The organism is Streptomyces sp. NPDC096205 (genome assembly GCF_044763135.1).
Lineage (GTDB): Bacteria > Actinomycetota > Actinomycetes > Streptomycetales > Streptomycetaceae > Streptomyces.
This window is the reverse complement of sequence record NZ_JBIWFS010000005.1, coordinates 463,482-480,974: the sequence shown is the minus strand read 5'-3', so window position 1 is coordinate 480,974 and position 17,493 is coordinate 463,482. Positions and strand designations below refer to the sequence as shown.

Sequence of the window (17,493 nt, the reverse complement as noted above, 5' to 3'; positions counted from 1 at the left end):
CGTAGTAGCTTTCTCGCCATGGGTATGAGCCTCGAAGAACGGGTGCGATCGGCGGTGGCGGCACTGCTCCACGCCGCCGGTGAGTCGCAGACCGAGCTCGCCGCCGCCCTCGGTGTGAGTCAGGCGCAGGTGAGCCGCCGTCAGTCGGGCGCCGCGGCCTGGAGCCTGGTCGACTGCGAGGCGGTCGCCGTGCACTACGGCATCGACGTACTCGAACTCCTGGCGGGCCCCACCCGGGCCACAGAGGCACTGCCCACCGGACGCCGCCGCGCCCCCGGCCGCCAGTCCGGCCACCAGCGGCCCGCAGCCGTCGAGAAAGGCGCGTGATGACGGACTTCGGCGCGATCGACGCCCTGCTCGCCCAGGCCCGCAAAGAGGTCCCGCTGCCGCCCGCCGAGGAGCGGCGCACCCTGCGCGAGGAGCTGAACCTCTCGCGTACGCAGCTGGCTCAGGCCCTGGGGGTGAGCCCCTCCACGGTCGGTGGCTGGGAGTCCGGGCGAGACCCGAGCGGCGAGGTGCGGGAGAAGTACGCGTACTTTCTCGAGGGAGCGAAGGCCAAACTGGCCGTCGAGTCCGTCGAGTCCGTCGAGTCCGTCGAGTCCGCCGAGTCAGCCGAATCAACCGCTGAGGTCTCGCCCGAAGAGCCGGACGCCGAGCCGACGGCCGATCAGGACGACGACGTCGACACGCTCGCCACGCCCCGGCCCTGTGTGCTGTGCGGGCAGCCCGCCCGCCATCAGGTCGCGGGCTTTCCGCAGCACCTCGATCCGGCCGAGTGCGGCACCGGCGAGCCCACGCGGACGGCCGAGCCCGCGGTGCCCGCGCGCGTGGAGCCCCAGGGCCCCCAGGGCCCCCAGGGCCCCCAGGGTCCACAGAGTCCCGGGCGTCTTCGGCTTTCCGGCCGGCAGGGGCAGGCGGGAGGCGGGGTGAAGGTCGTGCCCGTCGGCCGTCGCCTGAAGACCGCCGACACCCCGGACCTCATCGGCTCCGCGGTCGCCGGTGCGCTCGCCGAGCACTCCGGTGACGTGGAGGCGGCGACCAAGGCGCTGGTGAAGCGGGCGATCCCGGACGCCATGGCGCTGCTGGACCACAGCCGCAAGGGCGGCCGCTACGAGGTGGTCGCCCACCCCTGGCTGCCCGACGTACTGCGCAAGCAGTCCTCCCGGGGTCCGGACCTGATCTGGGAGGCCCGCCCCAAGTGGGCCCGTTCCGAACTGCCGCCGGGCGAGCACGAGGTGACCGCGCTCGACGTCAACGGCGCGTATCTGAGCGCGTTGAAGACCCATCTGCCGCTCGGCCAGTTGGAGCACTCCACCGGCAACCAACACAACCCGCGCCGCTCCGGCGTCCATCTGATCACCCCGTCCGACTGGGACCACGACGCCTACCTGCCCAACCCGATCGGCAGCCGGGACGAGCCGGGCCCGCTGTGGGTGACCGAGGCGACGTTGCGCCTGCTGCTGCGGATCTCGGGGCCCAAGTACGGGCTGTGCGACCCTCCGGAGATCCACGAGTCGTGGACGTCCGGCGCCACCGAGGGCCTGCTGGAGAAGTTCCGGGTGGCGCTCAAGGACGCCCGGGACCGGGCGATCGCCGAGGACGACGAGGTGACACTGGAGTACGTCAAGGCGATGTACTCGAAGTTCGTCTCCACACTGGGCGAATCCAACTACAACCGCGAGCTGTACCGCACCGACTGGATGCACCTCATCCGCAGCCAGGCCTTCGCCAACCTCTGGTGGAAGGCCCACCGCGCCTACGACGAGGGCCTGATGGTCGTGCGCGCCATGGGAACCGACGAACTCCACGTCATCGGCGACTGGCGCGCGGTCTTCACCGAGGGCCGCGGGGTCACCGAGGTGAAGGTCAAGGACGTCTACACCGTCGGAACGCAAAATGCCGATGAGCCTGTTGGCTTTCCCGCCAGGGAAATCCTGTAAGGTTGGCCCGGTTTGCCACGAACGCTCATGACGGTTCGTCGAATTATCCGCAGGGCGAGGAGACGAAGGTGCCCGAGAGGAATATCGAATTCGGGAAATTCGGGGCGCGCGGTGTCAAGGGACATGAAGCCGTGGCCCGTCAGCTGAACGCTCTCGCCAACTTCGTCGCCACCCCCGTCACGCACCGGCGCGGCCTCCTCGCCCGGCTGCACTACCTCACGCGAACCGGCCACGCCCGCGAGGCGGCCCGCGCGGCCGGACTCACCGTCACCGACCGGACGATCAAGGCCTGGCTGGACGGCAGGCGCAACCCGTCGAAGAAGAACCTGCGGACCATCGAGGCCGCATACCTCACGGTCCGCCGCCACAACGTGGCCAAGTACCTCCTCGCCCGCCTCAACCGCGAAGGCCGCGGCACCCGCGTCGAGTTCCACCCGCTCAACCAGTCCCAGGTCACCCGCCCCCACCAGCGCGCCCTGTCCTTCCGCACCCTCAACGTCCGCCACTGGGACCGCATCGTCGAGGCCTGGGCCGCCGACGACGAGGCGGCCCTGGACGACGCCTGGGTCAACGACGCCGTGGTGGACCTCGGTTCCGAATGGGGCCAGTACGAGTACGTCACCAACATCGGCTTCGCCGCCTGACAGGCATCAGGGGATGGCGGCCCCCTGACGCCCGTCAGCCCTGCTCAGCGGACGAACGACACGTCGAAGTAGGTGTCGGCCGCCGTCCCGGAGGCGGTGAGGCAGCGGACCTGGATGCCGGTGCTCGGGGTCCAGTGATCGACCTTGCAGTACCGCGAGTCGGAGCCGTAGGCGGTCACCTGGACATCGCCGTAGCCCAGGGGCATGCCCGGGGTCGAGACGCGGTAGACGCCGACGCCCTGGCGGGTGATCCGGTTGGTGTGTCCGGCGGAGTTGTAGCGGTACGCCGCCGAGGGCACGTACGAGGCCGTGGTCGGCTGGTTCGCCCAGGCGTACGCGGCGGGCGTGGTCCGCAGCAGGCCGGTGCCGCGTGTGTACGTGAGCGTGAAGCGGGTGTCGCGCAGGGCGCCGCCGAGAGTGAAGCAGCGGACGTTGACCATCTGGGCGGTCCCGGAGGGGTACCAGTTGACGACCTTGCAGCGCGCCGCGACATCGCCGTACGCCGTCACCTGCACGTGTCCGGCCGCGGAGCCGATCGAGGGCAGCCGCACCGTGTACCGGCCGACACCGCTGCGGGTGATGGTGTTGCGGACACCGGCGGAGTTGAACTGGTACGTCGTGGAGGGTGTGTAGGAGCCCGTGGACGGCTGGTCGGCCCACACATAGCCGAACCTGCCGCCGAGGTAGGCGGTGTTCACATAGCTCGCGGTGAAGTACGTGTCGGCGAGGTACCCGGCGGCCGTGCGACACCGTACGTGCACGTCGAGCCGGTCACCGACCGGGGACCAGTACGCCACGCTGCACGAGTGGTTGGTCGCCCCGTACGCGGTGACGTGCATCGTGCCGCCCAGCAGGCCCAGCCGGGGCATGCGCACCGTGTACTGGCCGACGCCCGTGCGGACGACCGAGTTCACCGCGCCGGTGGAGTTGCGGCTGTAGTAACCGGACGGCGTGTAGGGCGTGTTGAGCGACGCGGACGGCTGGTTCGCCCATACGTAGGCGAAACCGCGGGTCGCGGCGGCGAGAGCGGTGGACGGCGCGAGGGCGAAGACGCCCGCGGTGAGCGCGAGCGTCATCAGGACGCGCAGCATACGGGCCGGCCACCGTGCGGCCCTGCCGGTTGTTGTCGTGGTCATCTCTTCCCCTTTTCGCCGAAGACGGGCAATGGAGGGTGAGAACGGCAGAGGCGCGGCTGTGCCGATACGCGCGCGTCAGCGCGGCAAGGCAGCGGAAAGCCGCCGACCCGGATGTGAGTCCCCCCAGAAATCTCCGCTATTTCCCCCAAGGCGTTCAGAGAATTTCACAGCGGCGGTCGGCCAGCTACTGACCGAAAGGGGCCGGTGAGAGGTGAAGCAGTGCGGCGGGGGCGCTCGCCCTCATGGTCGAGCGCCGTCGATGTACGGCCCAGCCAACGCAACGTACAGTCGCGAGCTTGCTACGGTGTGTGACGCTCGGTCCCCTTTCGAACCAAGGAGCCCTGAATGACCACCGAGGAACTCGCCAAGTTCTACGCCCTGCTGACCATCCTGGAGCCGCGAGCCGAGCTCTGTGTCCAGGCCTCCCGACTCGCCGAGGTCGGGACGGCGGGTGAGGGTGACACCGACACCACCGTGGTGACGCAGCTGAGGAACCACGCCGACAGGATCGCCAGCGAGCTGGCCTCTGTGAGCCCCGAGAGGCTCCAGAAGAAGACGGCGACGATCGCCAAGTTCCTCGCCTGATCAGGCCACTTGGGCCATCAGTACGTCGCCGGGGCTCGCGACAAGGGCCCCGGACGGCGACCACCGGTCAGCGGCGGACCTTCAGACTCCACTTCTCGTGGGCGCGGACCGCGATCAGGCCGGGCGGGACCGTGTAGACGCCGGGCTTGCCGCACAACTGCTTCTGCGGGCGCAGGTGGGCGTCCACGGTGGCCAGCACGATGGTGTCGGACTCGGCCTCGGAGTCGAGGCGGACCTTCACCTTGGCGGCGGCGGAGCCGGTCAGCCGCACCAGCTCCCAGCCGTAACCGGACAGCTCCCGCCTCACCTCGCGTACGTCGTCCAGGGGCAGTACCTCCAGCTTCCAGGAGGCCGCGTGGTCCAGCTTCACGACCACGTGGCACCAGCCCTCGGGCCCCACGGCGAGCGGGCCGGTCATCGACCGCCGGGTGCCGATCGCCCCGGCCCGGTCGCTGGTGCCGTCCGGGTGGACGGTGTGCACGTAGCTGATGATGTTCTCGGGACCTTCGCAGGTGACCCGGAGCAGGGCGGGCGGCCCCTCGTAACGCAGGACGGCCTGTCCCCGTCCCGCGGCGTGCCCGGTCAGGGTCTGCACCGAGTCGAACGGACGGACCCGCAGCCGCCAGTCGCCCGAGCTCTCGACCCTCAGCCGCACCTCTGGCTCGCCCTTGGCGAACACCAGCAGCTGCCCCCGCGCGTCCCTGGTGCTGGAGAAGATGCTCAGCTCGTCCACCTCGCCCTTGTCGTCGAGCCGCCAGAGCCAGAACCAGCTGTGCGGCTCGGGCACCCGGGTCCGCTCGAACTCCACCACCGCCGGCCGGCCGGGTTCGGGGTTCACCAGGGTCAGTTCCTGCTTGCCGTGCCCCTCGTGGACGACGGTGTCCAGGGACTGGGCGTGCTGCGGCGTGCGGTGGTGCTCCTGCGCGGGCGTCTTCTCGTACCTCGGCGGCGGGGTGTCGCCCGTGGCCGGACCCAGGACCTCACCCGGGGCCAGGGCAGCCCCCTTGTGGACCTCGGTCATCGCCGGGCCCGGTACCGGTGCGGTCGGGAGGGCCTGCGCGGGTATGCCGTGGTCGGCGGCGAGCGCGGCCGGGCCGGCGCTGTACCCCTGACCCACGGCACGGAAGCGCCAGGCTCCCTCGCGGCGGTAGCACTCGCCGAGCACCAGCGCGCTCTCCCCGTCGGCGTTCGCGACCTCGTACCGCGCCACCCGCCGGCCCTCTCCGCCGGACACCTCCACGAACAGCCCGGCGACCTCGCCGAACGTCCCGCCCGCCGCGAACACGACGACCAGGACCCGCTGCACGGCGGCCTCCACCGCCTCCTCGTCCACCTCGAGCCGCTGGACGAGGAGTCCGTCCTGAGCCGCCCCGCCCAGATGCCGTACGGCGCCCGAGGGGTGCGAGGGCCGGTCCCCCCACACCACATCGGCTTCCCCGCGGACCCGGCCCATCGCGTCCAGCAGTACCGCCGCGGCGGCCACCAGGGGAGTGCCCGGCCGGTCCTCGCGGGCCACGGTGATACGGAACGGGCCCTTGGGCAAGGGGGTGTTGGCCCCCTTGAGTATGATCGTCATACCGGCATCCTGACACCGGCCCAGCGCGGAACCGAGCAGGGCCGCCCGCTCGGCGAGCGGCCCTCTCCCTTCACCTGCCCGGGCACTCCTTCCATGCCATGTGGTACACGGTGTTGATGTCGCCGTCGGTCGAGTCCATCGTCATGAAGCTGACCCTGCCCGGGGCGGACGTACCCGCGTTGACGCGGATCTCCGTGTTGATGTTGAAGTTGCGCTGGACCCCGCACGGCGCCCAGACCAGCTGCGCCCAGTCGGTGACGTCCGTGGCCTGCCAGTTGTCGTTGTAGGCGCCGGAGAAGGGGTGGTTGATGAACGCCGTCTGCGACGAGCCCTGGAAGTAGTACGAGGCCCGCTGGATGGCGGTGGCGCCGGGCTGGAGCGAGGCGAAGCCGCGGTAGTCGGCGCTGGCGATGGCGTACGTGAAGCCCTGGGGGACGTGGACGATCAGGTTCAGCTGGCAGTTCTTGCGGAACGCCGTGGGGTCGGAGTTGCCTCCGGCCTGGGCGAGGTAGTCGCTGTAGGTCACCGTGAAGGCGGTGTTGTCCTCGGAGACGGCGACGGCGGCGGTGCCCGCCGGGCAGCCCGAGCCGTTCACGGTGGCGACGTTGATGACGATCTTGTCCGGGGGCGGGTCGACGAACCCGGTGGACGGGTTGTGTGCCGGCAGGACGTTGGCGACGAGAACGGCGACAGCGCCGCCCAGGAGCAGCCCACCTGTCATGGTCTCTCCCCTTCGCTCGGATCGGTGGGGGGTGGATGTGCCCGGCAGCTCCTCAGCTCAATTCCGTGAAGAATCAATGAAGTTGCTGTGAAGAACCGGGGCGGTCGCATCGTAGAAAGCCGCCTGGAATGCGCCCAGGGGGAACTCCGGCCATTCACCCCGGCCCGTTCACACCGTCCGCTGAGATACTGCTCCGATGATCAACGTGCCCGCCGCCGCACTCGACTCGCTGCACGGTCTCGCCTTCGGTGACGCCTTCGGCGACCGCTGGTTCGGCATCCTGCGCCGGGACGGCTCGGCATGGCTCGAAGCGCGGACGCTGCCGCCCGAGCAGCTGTGGCGGTGGAGCGACGACACCGCGCAGGCGGTCGTCCTCGTCCGGGAACTCGTCGAGGGCGGCGGCGTCGTCGACCAGGACCGCCTGGCCCTGCGCTTCGCGCAGGCGTACGCCGACGACACGCACCGTGGCTACGGCGCCTCGATGCATGACGTGCTCCGGCGGATCGGTGCGGGGGAGCCCTGGCGGGAAGTGGTCGGGGGACAGTTCGGGGGCCAGGGCTCCTGGGGGAACGGCGCGGCCATGCGCGTCGCCCCGCTCGGCGCCTGGCACGCCGGCGACCTCGACGCGGTCGCCGAGCAGGCCGCCCGCCAGGGCGCGGTCTCGCACCACCACCCGGAGGCGGTCGCAGGGGCGGTGGCGGTCGCCCTCGCCGCCGCGCTGGCCACCCGCAGCCGGGGCGGCCCGGCCCCGGCACGGCCGGGCTTCCTCCGGGCCGTCGCCGAACGGCTGCCCGACAGCGACGTCCGATCAGGGCTGCGGATGGCCGCCCGCATGCCGGAGCGCACCTCGGTCCGGCATGCGGCGGAGGTCCTGGGCTCCGGCTACCGGATGTCGGGGCCCGACACGGTCCCGTACGCCCTGTGGTGCGCGGCCGGTCACCTCGACGATCTGCACGAGGGCCTGTGGTTCACGGTCGCCGGCCGCGGTGACATCGACACCACCTGCGCCATCGCGGGCGGGGTGATCGCCGCGCGCACCGGCGTCACCGCCCTGCCCGCCGCCTGGCACGCGGCCCGCGAACCGCTGCCGCCGGTCGTGGCGTCGGCGTGACCGGTTCCGCGCCCCGAGGAGCGTGCGCGTCGCGTCAGTCGCGGCGGCGGAACGAGCTGCGGTACGCGCTCGGCCGTCGACCGGTGTGGCGGACGAAGATGCGGGTGAACGTGCCCGGATCGCGGTAGCCGACGTCGGCGGCGACGGCGGCGACGGTCCGGTCGGTCGTCTCCAGCAGGTGCCGGGCCCGGCGCACCCGCGCGGTGTGCAGGTACGAGAGGGGAGTCCGGCCGGTCTCGCCCTTGAAGCGCCGGAGCATGGTCCGGGAGCTGACGCCGAACTCCCGGGACAGCGCGGGCAGGTCGTAGTGAGCGGCGAGGTCCTGGTCGAGGCGCCGCATGACGTCCAGTGAGAAGCCGTGCCCGACGGTCGGCAGCAGATCCGTGTCCACGTACGGCGCCTGCGTGGACCGGGTCTCGTCGAGGAGGGCGATGCGGGCGGTGCCGCGGGCGACGCGCGGGCCGTCGTGCTCACGGACGAAGCGCAGGGCGAAGTCGTACATGGCGCTGAAGGCGGCCGTGGTAGTCACGCCCCGGTCGGTCACGACCAGTTGCTCGGGGCGCAGGCACACGTCGGGGTAGCGGCGCGCGAACCCGTCCGCGTACAGCCACGACGTCGTCGCGCGGCGGCCCTGGAGCAGTCCGGCGTCCGCGACCAGGAAGGCCCCGACGCAGATCGACACCACCGCGGTCCCCGCTCCCGCCTGCTCCCGGATCGCGGCGGTCTCGGGCGCCAGGCGCGCGAGCGTGGCGTCGAGGTCCCCGCCGGGGGGCGTCTCGAACCCCGGGACGATCAGCACGTCCGCCGGGCGGAGCGCCGAGCAGTGGAGCGGGGAGCCGCCGGACGCGACGACCCGCCGGCGCGGCGACACCACCGAAGCCGCGTAGGACGGCTCGGTCGCCCCCTGGGCGGCGGCGACATGTCCGGCCATCGTGAGCAGGTCCAGGACGCCGTACACCTCCGACGCGAAGCAGCCGGGATAGGCCAGCACGCTCACCCGCAACGGCCCCATGCCGCACCCCCGTTGGACGACGCATGGCGATACAGCCAGGCTCACTGGCGATATCGCCGCTTCTCGACGGCCACAGCCTGCCGCCAAGCTGCCGGTCATGACAACCGAGCAAGGGCAGTACGACGACCCTCTGGACGACTTCGAGCGCAGGTCCGTCGAGGTGGACGGCGTCGGGAAACGCGTCTACGTCACCGGTACGGGCCCGGCTGTCGTCCTCATGCCGGAGATGCCCGGCATCAGTCCCGACGTCGCCCGGTTCGCCCGCTGGACGAGGGAGGCGGGCTTTCGTGTGTACGTGCCGTCGCTGTTCGGCGTCGACGGGGCCTGTCCCCGTGCGGAGGCGTTCGAGACCGTGGTGCGGAGGGCCTGCGTGAGCGCCGAGTTCCGCGCGTTCGCGGGTGGCGGGACCAGCCCCGTGGTCACCTGGCTGCGCGGCCTGGCGCGGCTGGCGCACGCGGAGTGCGGCGGGCCCGGTGTCGGCGCCGTCGGACTGTGCTTCACCGGGAACTTCGCCCTGACGATGGCCCTCGAACCGGCCGTCGTCGCTCCGGTGGTGAACCATCCGTCCCTGCCGCTGGACGATCCCGGCGGCCTGGAGATGGACGACGAGGACGCCGCCGCGGTGGCCGAACGGGTCCGACGCGACGGGCTGACGGTGCTCGCCTACCGCTTCGAGAACGACAAGTGGTGCACCGGCCGGCGCTTCGCGGCCTACCGGGCGCTCCTCGGCGACGCCTTCGACGGCCGGGTCCTGCCCGCCGAGGCCGCGAACACGGACCCGCCTCCGTTCTTCCGCGACATCGTCGGCTGCGCCCACAGCGTCGTCACGGCCCACCTCGTCGACCAGGAGGGGCACCCCACGGTGCGGGCCCGCGACGAGATCCTGGCGTTCCTGGCGCAACGGCTGGGGCGTGTCGCACCGGCCGGTGACCGCCGGCAGCCGCGATGAGTTTGGGCGGCCGGGAGAGTCTGCCCTGGTATGACTCGCATTGTCGCCGACATCTCGGTCTCCCTCGACGGCTACGTCACCGGGCCCGACCCCGGGCCGGACAACGGCCTGGGCACGGGCGGTGAGGCCCTGCACACCTGGGCGTTCTCCGACGACCCGGACGACCGCCGGGTCCTGCGTGAGGCGACGGCCCGCTCGGGGGCCGTCGTCCTGGGGCGCAGGCTCTTCGACGTGGTCGACGGGCCGCACGGCTGGGACGACACCACCGGCTACGGCGCCGGCGAGGTGGGCAAGCCCGCGTTCGTCGTGGTGACGAGTTCACCGCCGGAGTCGGTGCGGCTCAGCGACCTCGACTGGACGTTCGTCACCACGGGCCTGGCCGACGCCGTCGCCGCCGCGCGCGAACGCGCAGAGGCGGCGTCGTCGGACAGTGGCAGGGACCTGGACGTCGTCCTGATGGGCGGCGGCGCCACGGTCGGCTCGGCGCTCGACGCCGGGCTGGTCGACACGCTGTCGCTGCACCTCGCACCCGTCGTGCTGGGCGCCGGGACACCCCTGTTCACCGGCCGGGCGCCACGCGCCCTGGTGCAGCGGACCGTGATCGCGACGACTACCGCGACGCACCTGACGTACGACGTCCGCTGACCGCCTCGTCACGTCGGGTCGGGCGACCGACGGCGCCTCAGGGGCGCCGCTCTCCGCCGACGAGGGCGTACATCAGGCCGCGTCCGCGTGCCGCCGCCCTGTCGTCGCCGAGCAGCTGGATCTCCTGGTTGACCGACATGGCGAGGCCCGCCAGCCCGGAGACGAGGTCGTCCGGGTCGAGGTCCGTGCGGAGGTCCCCGGCGGACTGGGCGGTCGCGATCTGCTCGCGCAGGAAGAGCCGCCAGCGGACGACGACGTCCCGGAGGTAGGTGCGCAGCTCGCCCGGCCGGCCGTCCAGTTCGCAGGAGGCGGCCGTCACGAAGCAGCCGTTGGGGAAAGGGCTGTCGGCGAGGTAGTCGCACCAGTGGTCGATCACCGTGTGCAGGCGTGCCAGGCCGGGCTCGGCCGCGAGGCCCGGCGTGACGACGGCTTCGGTGAACATCTCCACCGCTTTGGCCAGCGCGGCGAGTTGCAGCTCCGCCCGGGACCCGAAGGGGCCCACCACTCCGGCCTTGCTCATGCCCAGCGCCTCCGCGAGGGAGCCGATGGTCAGACCGGACAGGCCCGCGCCGGACGCCTGGGTCACGGCGGTGCTGACGATGCGGTCACGGGTGCGTTGGGCCTCGTCGGCCGATCTCCTCATGCAGCCCAGTTTAGCGAACGTCCGTGTGCTAATTTTTGGCGAACGACCGTACGCTAAAGCGAGGAGTGGGTGGACCGATGCATGTCCGTTGGCTGGGCTGGGCCGGAGTGGAACTCGAAGCCGAGGGCGAGAGCGTGGTCGTCGACCTCCTCGGCCGACCTGAGGGAGTCCTGGAGGGAACCCCGCTCTCGGCACCCCTGCCGAAGGTCGTCCGTCCACGCACGGAAGGGAACGTGAGCGCGGGGCTCTGCACACATCTCCACCGCGACCACACGGACGCCGGCGCGCTCGCCCGAGCCCTGCGTCCCGGCGCGGAGGTCCTGCACCCGCAGTCGTTCGGCGGTGACGACCACGAGAACCTGTGGACCCTCAAGGCGGACGGCGAACTCGACGCGCACGAGCTGCCCAGGCGTGCGATGGCGATATGGGAGACCCGCACGATCGGGCCCTTCACCATCGCCGCCGTGCCCGCTGTCGACGCCATCGGAGATCCCCAGGTGTCCTGGGCGATCGAGGCCGGAGGCAAGCGGGTGATCCACCTCGGCGACAGCATGTTCCACGGCTACTGGTGGCGCGCCGCCCATCGCTACGGCCCGTTCGACGCGGTGCTGACCCCCATCAACGGCCCCACCGTCTGCTTCCCGCACTGCCGGCCGCCGAGTCCTCGTCCCGCGACGCTCGACGCGCAACACGCGGCGCTCGCCGCCCGGTTGCTGGGGGCCAGGGCCGCGATACCCATCCACTACGACGGATTCCACCTCGACGGCTTCTACAGCACCCAGCCGGACGAACTGGCCCGCTTCCTCGACGCCGCCTCCGACGAGACGTACGAGGTCCTCACACCCCGGCTCGGTGAGGAACTGACGATCTGAGATCCGGCGAGGGGCTGACGGCCGGCTCCGCCGCGCGGGGGAGCCGGCCGCGCGCCGGGGACGATGTGGGGCCGGTGGGCCCGTCCGTAGCGTCGAGCCATGGACGACAACGACCAGTCCCAGAACCCCACGCGTCGCCGCGTCGCCGGCGCGCTCGGCCTCGCCCTGCTGACTCCCGCCGTAGGCGCCGGCACCGCACAGGCGGCGACGGCCCGCAGACACCCGGGGAGGGACCGCGCGCCCCTCACCCTGGTCCTGCCCGCGCCCACCGGACCGTACAGCGTCGGTACGACGTCGATGCACCTGGTGGACGCCTCACGCAGCGACCCCTGGGTGTCGCCGACGCGCAGGCGGGAGCTGATGGTCAGCCTCTGGTACCCGGCCCGGCCGGGGCACGGGAAGGGCGTGGCACCGCAGTTGCCCGCCGGGACGGCGGCGCGGTTCGGGGCGCTGGCGGAGAAGGAGTTCTCCATCCGGGCGGGTGGCGTCGACTGGGCGCCCACCCCCACGCACAGTGTCGTCGGCGCGCCGGTGCTGCGGCAGCGCGGCGGCCTGCCCGTCGTGCTGTACTCGCCGGGCAAGGACGTGCCGCGCGGCTTCGGCACGGTCCTGGCGGAGGACCTCGCGAGCCGGGGCTACGTCGTGGTGGCCGTGGACCACACCCACGAGTCACTTGCGGTGGAGTTCCCCGGTGGCCGGCTGGAGGAGAAGCAGCCCGCGACGGAGACACGGGGACTGCGCGCGCTGGTGGACGTGCGCGTGGCCGACGTACGGTTCGTCCTCGACTGCCTGGAGGCACTGAACGCGGGCGCCGCCCCGGACGCGTCCCGGCGGCCGCTGCCGGCGCGGCTGGCCCGGAGCCTGGACCTGTCCGCGATCGGCATGTTCGGCCACTCGCTCGGCGGGGCCACCACCGCGCAGGTGATGCACGACGACCAACGGATCGTCGCCGGGGCGAACCTCGACGGCGGGACGGGCTCGGGCCCCGATTCCGTGGGCACCGTCGTCGACGACGGCCTCGACCGCCCCTTCCTGCTGATGAGCAGCATCCTGGGGAACAGCCGCCACCCCGCCCTCGCCACGTTCTGGCAGCACCTGCGGGGCTGGCGCTGCAACATCCAGATGCTCTCGGCGAGCCACTACTCCTACACGGACCTGCAGGCCCAGCTTCCCCGGATCGCGGAGGCGGGCGCGATGCCGACAGAAAGGCTCCGCGAAGCCGTCGGCACGGTGGCTGCCGCCCGCAGCCTGCACGTCCAGCGCACCTACCTCGGCGCCTTCCTCGACTCGCACCTGCGGCACCGCCCGGACCACGGCCTCTTCGACGGCCCCTCACCCGCCTTCCCGGAGGTTGAGTTCATCGACCGGGCGGGGGAGTGGAGAGGGGAGTGAAGACACACCCATCATGACAGGTCAGAGGCCGTTTGCGTAGGACGAACGGCACAGCCCGCCAGGCTTGTCCGGCCTTTCCCGGGGCGCCCAGAATCCTCGCTATGGATCACAGGGGGAAAGTCGATCAGGACACGATCATCCGGGCACGGAACATACTGCTCGCCTCGGGACGCCGCACCCCACGAGAGGAGGTCGACGCCTACCGGGTACTCGCCCGGGTCAGCCCCGCCTCCTATCTGCCCCGGCTGGTCAACGCGCTCCTGCGCCTGACGTACGACACCGACTCGGGCCGGCGGCACCCGGCCTCTCTGGCACTGTGCGAGGAGGCGGTCGCCGTCGCCAGGACCGTCGACCCGGCCGAACCCGCCCGGACCGACCTGCTGTACCGAGCGCTCGACGCGTGCCAGAGAGAGCTGTACGACGTGGGCCGGCGCGCCGAAGGACTCGCCCTGCGTGCCGAGATGCTCTCCATCGGCCGTGCGCAGGCCGAGCGTTCGGGCAGCCCTGTGGTCAGGGGACTGCGTGACTGGGCGGCCGGCTGCTCCGAGGAGGGCCGGTACGCCGAGGCCGCCGACGCCCTGACCGAGTGGGTCGCGGCGATCCTCCCCGACGGGCCAAGTGACGGCAGTCTTGCCTGGTCACTGGTGGAGTGGATCGCCGCGCTCCACGACGCCGGCCGGCCCGACGAAGCGCTCGCCGCGTACCGGACACTCGTCGGCATGGAAGCGGACGAGGCCGTCGGCGACCGCGGCTCGATCGTCTGCCACCTCTACTCGCTGATCGGGTACGCGCAGTTGCTCGACACCTACGACCGGGGCTCACAGGCCGCCGCCGTGCGGCAGGAGGCGCTCGCCGTCCTGACCGAGCTGGACGCCACCGGGGAGCGTAAGTCCTGGAGCGGCTACCAGGCTTCGTTCTGGGCGGTCCTGCTCTCCTGCTCCGGCGCCGACAGCGAGCGACCCGCCGCCGGAGAGCCGCGTCCGCCCTTCGGCGCCACGCCCATGGGATGGTCGCCCGACGTCAAGCGGCGCTACGCCGACAGCCGCGCCACCCTCCGCGCGGAGGTGGACGCCCTCGCCGCGCGGGCCGACGCGGACCCGGACCGGCACCTGGCCGAACTGGTCCGGCTCCAGCGGGTGCTGACCGTCCGTTCCGTCGTCCACTGGGTGGAGCGCACCCATCTGTTCGCGGAGCGAGTCAGTCCCTTGTTCGGCGAAGGAGTCGGTCTGGCCCGCCGGTTGCACGAGCACGATCCGGGGCGTGGAGCGCGGCTCCTGGCCGCGGTCCTCGTCGACCGGTCGACTTTCCGCGCCGCTGTCGGTGAGTTCGGCCCCGCCCTCGACGACTTCCGAGAGGCCCTGCGCCACCTGGGAGAGGCTTGCTGACGGTCACCGACGACCTGCCCGGGAGTCGCTCAGGGCGACCGCCTCAAGCAGGGCCTCACGGCACGCCCGCACGGCAGGGTGCCGCCCACGGCCACGCCGTACGACGGTGAAGATGCGGCGGGTGCGCTGCCCTCGGGGGAGCTGCGCCAGGGCCACGGTCGTGGGCTGTCCGCTCCAGACGAGGCCGGGCAGGAACGCCGCGGCCTGCTTGTGTTCGACGAGCCGCAGGTGGAGCAGGAGGTCGGTGGTCTCGAACCGTACGTCGGGCTCGAAACCGGCGTTGCGGCACAGGGTCATGGCCCAGTGCCGTGCGGCCGTGCCCTCGGGTTCCATCACCCAGGGGTGCTCCGCCAGCGAGCGCAGCGCGGCCGTCGGGGCCGCCTCGACCGGCTGCGGCAGCGCGAGGTGCAGGGGGTCGTCGAGCAGGTCCTCCTGTTCGAGTTCGGCGGACCGAGGGTTGGGGTTGCCGGGGTACTCCTCGGCGAGGACCAGGTCGAAGTCCCGGGCCTGGAGAGCGGGCAGGGCCCTTTCCGGCTCCATCTGCGTGAGGTGGACGCGCAGGCGCGGGTGCCGGTCACGCAGCAGGCCGAGCGCGGCCGGCACCAGCGCCAGGGCGGCCGTCTGGAACGAGGCGATGCGCAGCGTGCCGGTCAGGTCGGTCAGAGAGGCGGCGATGTCCGCCTCCGCCCGCTCCAGCCGTTCGAGGACGGCTTCGGTGTGGGCGACGAGGATCTCCGCCTGCTCGGTCAGCCGCACCCGCCGTCCGACCGGTTCCAGCAGCGGGACACCGACCTCGGCCTCCAACTGGGAGAGCTGCTGGGAGACGGAGGAGGGGGCGTAGGACAGGGCGGCGGCGACGGCTGCCAGGGTGCCGCGGTGCTTGAGTTCCCGCAGCAGGCGCAGTCGGTGCAGATCGAACATGGGAGGCCCGCTCTCCTCACCCTCGCGAAGCGATCGGCAATGGTCGCGTTCTCCGATGGGTATCGGTCGAAAACATTCGCTGGACCGATTATAGAAAGCGCGGGCACGCTGATCGCATGCCCGAGAGACCTTCCTCCTCCCGTACGTTGCCGTGGTGGGCGCAACCCGGTGCCCGCGCCTGGCGGTGTGCACCGCCGCCCGCCGAGGTGCGGGCCTTCCACGCCTCGCTGCCCGACCACGCGCCCACCCCGCTGACCGAAGTCCCGTCGCTCGCGCGGGAGTGGGGCGTCGGCCAGGTCTTCGTCAAGGACGAGTCGTGCCGTCTGGGGCTGCCCGCGTTCAAGGCGCTGGGCGCGTCCTGGGCGACCCACCGCGCGCTTGCCGAACGAGCGGCGAAGGGGGTGGCGAACGGCGCGGGGGCCGATCCGGTGGACGGCCCGGTGGACGGCCCGGTGGACTGCCCGGTGGACGGCCCGGTCACCCTGGTGACGGCCACCGACGGCAACCACGGCCGCGCCGTGGCCCGTATGGCACACCGTTTCGGGCAGCGCGCCCACGTCTTCGTTCCGCAGGGCCCGCATCCCCAGGCCGTGGCGGCCATCGTCGCCGAAGGGGCGCAGGTCACCGAGGTCCCGGGCTCGTACGACGAGGCAGTGCGCCGTGCGGCCGAGGCGGCTGCCGCGCCGGACGCGATCCTGCTCCAGGACACCGCCTGGCCCGGATATGAGCGGATCCCGGGGTGGATCGTCGAGGGCTACTCCACCCTCTGCGCCGAGATCGACGAACAACTGACAGCCGCGGGGTGCGTCGGCGGCCCCGACCTCGTCGCCGTACCGGTGGGGGTCGGCTCCTTGGCCCAGGCCGTGATCACCCACTACCGCAGCCGCCCCTCCGGGCACGCCCCTGCGCTGCTGGCCGTGGAGCCCGAGGCCGCGCCCTGCGTGCTGGAGAGCCTCGTCCGCGGCGAACCCGTCAGCGTCAGCACGAGCGAGACCACGATGGCGGGGCTGAACTGTGGCACCCCGTCCAGCATCGCCTGGCCCCATCTGCGCGGCGGGCTGGACGCGGCGGTCGCCGTCACGGACACCGACAGCGCCCGCGCGGCCGGTGATCTGGCCGCGGCCGGTGTCTCTTCGGGCCCTTGCGGAGCCGCGGCACTCGCCGGTGCACGGGCAGCGCTCACCGGCGCAGGCGCCGGGGAACGTCGTACGGCATGGGGTCTCGGACCCGGCTCGGTGGTCGTGCTGCTGAGCACCGAGGGCGCCGCGGCCAACCCGCATGCGACGACCGAGACCGGTTCGGCCGGCTCCCTCAGGAGGGGGCCGGCAGCGTGCTGACCCATCTCGTCGCCGCGCTCGGTGTCCTCGGCCTGCTGACGATCGTGCCCGGCCCGGACATGGCGGTGGTGACCCGGCGGGCCCTCATGGCCGGCCCCGGGGACGCGCTGCGGACGGTGGCCGGGATCGCGACCGGGCTGCTGCTCTGGGGCGCGCTGACCGTGGCCGGACTCGCCTCCGTGCTCGCCGCGTCGCCGGGGGCCTACCTCGCGGTCAAGCTGATCGGGGCCGGCTACCTGGTGTTCCTGGGCGCACAGGCACTGTGGCAGAACCGCAGTGCCGCCCAGGCCCCGGCGGACTCCGATGCCCGCCCCACCACCGGCAGCCCCTGGCGGACCGGCCTGGTCGGCAACGTCCTCAACCCGAAGATCGCCGTCTTCTACACCGGCCTGCTGCCCACGCTCGCCCCGCCCCGCCTGCCCGCGGCCCTGGCCATGACGCTCCTGGTCCTTCTCCATGCCGTCCTCACCCTTGCCTGGCTGAGCGGTTACGTGCTCCTGCTGGCCAGGGCCGGACACGTCCTCCGGCATCCGCGGACCCGCCGCGCGCTCGGCCGGACCACGGGCGTCGTCCTCATCGGCTTCGGCCTCATGGTCGCCACCTCCGCCGGCTGACCGGCCCGCG

18 protein-coding genes are annotated in these 17,493 nt (G+C 72.3%); 12 read left to right on the top strand and 6 right to left on the bottom strand.

What is annotated here, in order from left to right; translation table 11 throughout:
• Nucleotides 1-18: 18 nt before the first annotated feature.
• The 3 genes from ACIQ6Y_RS21385 (at nt 19) to ACIQ6Y_RS21375 (ending at nt 2,584) form a co-directional block, all read left to right on the top strand.
• Entirely contained in the window at nt 19-327 is a 309-nt protein-coding gene (locus tag ACIQ6Y_RS21385) for a helix-turn-helix domain-containing protein (RefSeq protein ID WP_404041197.1), read from the top strand.
• Entirely contained in the window at nt 327-1,940 is a 1,614-nt protein-coding gene (locus ACIQ6Y_RS21380) for a helix-turn-helix domain-containing protein (protein ID WP_404041194.1), read from the top strand. The genes ACIQ6Y_RS21385 and ACIQ6Y_RS21380 overlap by 1 nt, the downstream gene beginning before the upstream one ends.
• A gap of 68 nt (nt 1,941-2,008) precedes the next feature.
• Nucleotides 2,009-2,584: a transcriptional regulator gene (locus ACIQ6Y_RS21375; RefSeq protein ID WP_404041192.1), complete on the top strand. Its 576-nt coding sequence runs from the start codon at nt 2,009-2,011 to the stop codon at nt 2,582-2,584.
• A gap of 44 nt (nt 2,585-2,628) precedes the next feature.
• On the opposite strand, the gene ACIQ6Y_RS21370 is transcribed toward ACIQ6Y_RS21375, so the two are convergent.
• Complete coding sequence (locus ACIQ6Y_RS21370; RefSeq protein ID WP_404041190.1) at nt 2,629-3,720, bottom strand: hypothetical protein; 1,092 nt, start codon at nt 3,718-3,720, stop codon at nt 2,629-2,631.
• Between the two features lie 345 nt (nt 3,721-4,065).
• On the opposite strand from ACIQ6Y_RS21370, the gene ACIQ6Y_RS21365 reads away from it, so the two are divergent.
• Nucleotides 4,066-4,305, top strand: coding sequence for a hypothetical protein (locus tag ACIQ6Y_RS21365; protein WP_404041187.1), 240 nt, complete (start codon nt 4,066-4,068; stop codon nt 4,303-4,305).
• Nucleotides 4,306-4,372: 67 nt separating this feature from the next.
• Here the strand turns inward: ACIQ6Y_RS21365 and ACIQ6Y_RS21360 are convergent, their stop codons facing one another.
• Nucleotides 4,373-5,881: a TerD family protein gene (locus tag ACIQ6Y_RS21360; protein WP_404041184.1), complete on the bottom strand. Its 1,509-nt coding sequence runs from the start codon at nt 5,879-5,881 to the stop codon at nt 4,373-4,375.
• 70 nt (nt 5,882-5,951) lie between these two features.
• Nucleotides 5,952-6,602, bottom strand: a complete 651-nt coding sequence (locus tag ACIQ6Y_RS21355) for a DUF4360 domain-containing protein (protein ID WP_404041181.1) — start codon at nt 6,600-6,602, stop codon at nt 5,952-5,954.
• Nucleotides 6,603-6,798: 196 nt separating this feature from the next.
• On the opposite strand from ACIQ6Y_RS21355, the gene ACIQ6Y_RS21350 reads away from it, so the two are divergent.
• Entirely contained in the window at nt 6,799-7,713 is a 915-nt protein-coding gene (locus tag ACIQ6Y_RS21350) for an ADP-ribosylglycohydrolase family protein (protein WP_404041179.1), read from the top strand.
• Between the two features lie 34 nt (nt 7,714-7,747).
• Here ACIQ6Y_RS21350 and ACIQ6Y_RS21345 read toward each other — a convergent pair whose 3' ends face one another.
• Nucleotides 7,748-8,725 carry a GlxA family transcriptional regulator gene (locus ACIQ6Y_RS21345; RefSeq protein ID WP_404041176.1) on the bottom strand — a complete coding sequence of 326 codons (978 nt, stop codon included), beginning with the start codon at nt 8,723-8,725 and terminating at the stop codon, nt 7,748-7,750.
• 97 nt (nt 8,726-8,822) lie between these two features.
• Here ACIQ6Y_RS21345 and ACIQ6Y_RS21340 point away from each other — a divergent pair, with 97 nt between their 5' ends.
• Both ACIQ6Y_RS21340 and ACIQ6Y_RS21335 read left to right on the top strand, forming a co-directional pair.
• The gene (locus tag ACIQ6Y_RS21340) at nt 8,823-9,674 is read left to right on the top strand and encodes a dienelactone hydrolase family protein (protein WP_404041173.1); all 852 of its coding nucleotides are present in this window, start codon (nt 8,823-8,825) and stop codon (nt 9,672-9,674) included.
• Nucleotides 9,675-9,704: 30 nt separating this feature from the next.
• Nucleotides 9,705-10,319 (top strand): dihydrofolate reductase family protein, encoded by a 615-nt coding sequence (locus ACIQ6Y_RS21335; protein ID WP_404041170.1) that lies wholly within the window; start codon nt 9,705-9,707, stop codon nt 10,317-10,319.
• Nucleotides 10,320-10,356: 37 nt separating this feature from the next.
• Here the strand turns inward: ACIQ6Y_RS21335 and ACIQ6Y_RS21330 are convergent, their stop codons facing one another.
• On the bottom strand, nt 10,357-10,962 hold the full coding sequence (locus ACIQ6Y_RS21330) for a TetR/AcrR family transcriptional regulator (protein WP_404041167.1): 606 nt from the start codon (nt 10,960-10,962) through the stop codon (nt 10,357-10,359).
• A 77-nt stretch (nt 10,963-11,039) separates the two neighbouring features.
• Between ACIQ6Y_RS21330 and ACIQ6Y_RS21325 the strand changes: the two genes are divergently transcribed.
• The 3 genes from ACIQ6Y_RS21325 (at nt 11,040) to ACIQ6Y_RS21315 (ending at nt 14,611) form a co-directional block, all read left to right on the top strand.
• Nucleotides 11,040-11,834, top strand: coding sequence for an MBL fold metallo-hydrolase (locus ACIQ6Y_RS21325; protein WP_404041165.1), 795 nt, complete (start codon nt 11,040-11,042; stop codon nt 11,832-11,834).
• A gap of 99 nt (nt 11,835-11,933) precedes the next feature.
• Entirely contained in the window at nt 11,934-13,226 is a 1,293-nt protein-coding gene (locus ACIQ6Y_RS21320) for an alpha/beta hydrolase family protein (protein WP_404041162.1), read from the top strand.
• Nucleotides 13,227-13,327: 101 nt separating this feature from the next.
• Entirely contained in the window at nt 13,328-14,611 is a 1,284-nt protein-coding gene (locus ACIQ6Y_RS21315; RefSeq protein WP_404041159.1) for a hypothetical protein, read from the top strand.
• Nucleotides 14,612-14,614: 3 nt separating this feature from the next.
• Here ACIQ6Y_RS21315 and ACIQ6Y_RS21310 read toward each other — a convergent pair whose 3' ends face one another.
• Nucleotides 14,615-15,532 carry a LysR family transcriptional regulator gene (locus tag ACIQ6Y_RS21310; RefSeq protein WP_404041156.1) on the bottom strand — a complete coding sequence of 306 codons (918 nt, stop codon included), beginning with the start codon at nt 15,530-15,532 and terminating at the stop codon, nt 14,615-14,617.
• A gap of 116 nt (nt 15,533-15,648) precedes the next feature.
• Here ACIQ6Y_RS21310 and ACIQ6Y_RS21305 point away from each other — a divergent pair, with 116 nt between their 5' ends.
• Nucleotides 15,649-16,869: a diaminopropionate ammonia-lyase gene (locus tag ACIQ6Y_RS21305; RefSeq protein ID WP_404041153.1), complete on the top strand. Its 1,221-nt coding sequence runs from the start codon at nt 15,649-15,651 to the stop codon at nt 16,867-16,869.
• On the top strand, nt 16,863-17,483 hold the full coding sequence (locus tag ACIQ6Y_RS21300) for a LysE family translocator (RefSeq protein WP_404041150.1): 621 nt from the start codon (nt 16,863-16,865) through the stop codon (nt 17,481-17,483). Before ACIQ6Y_RS21305 ends, ACIQ6Y_RS21300 begins: the two co-directional genes overlap by 7 nt.
• Nucleotides 17,484-17,493 lie beyond the last annotated feature (10 nt).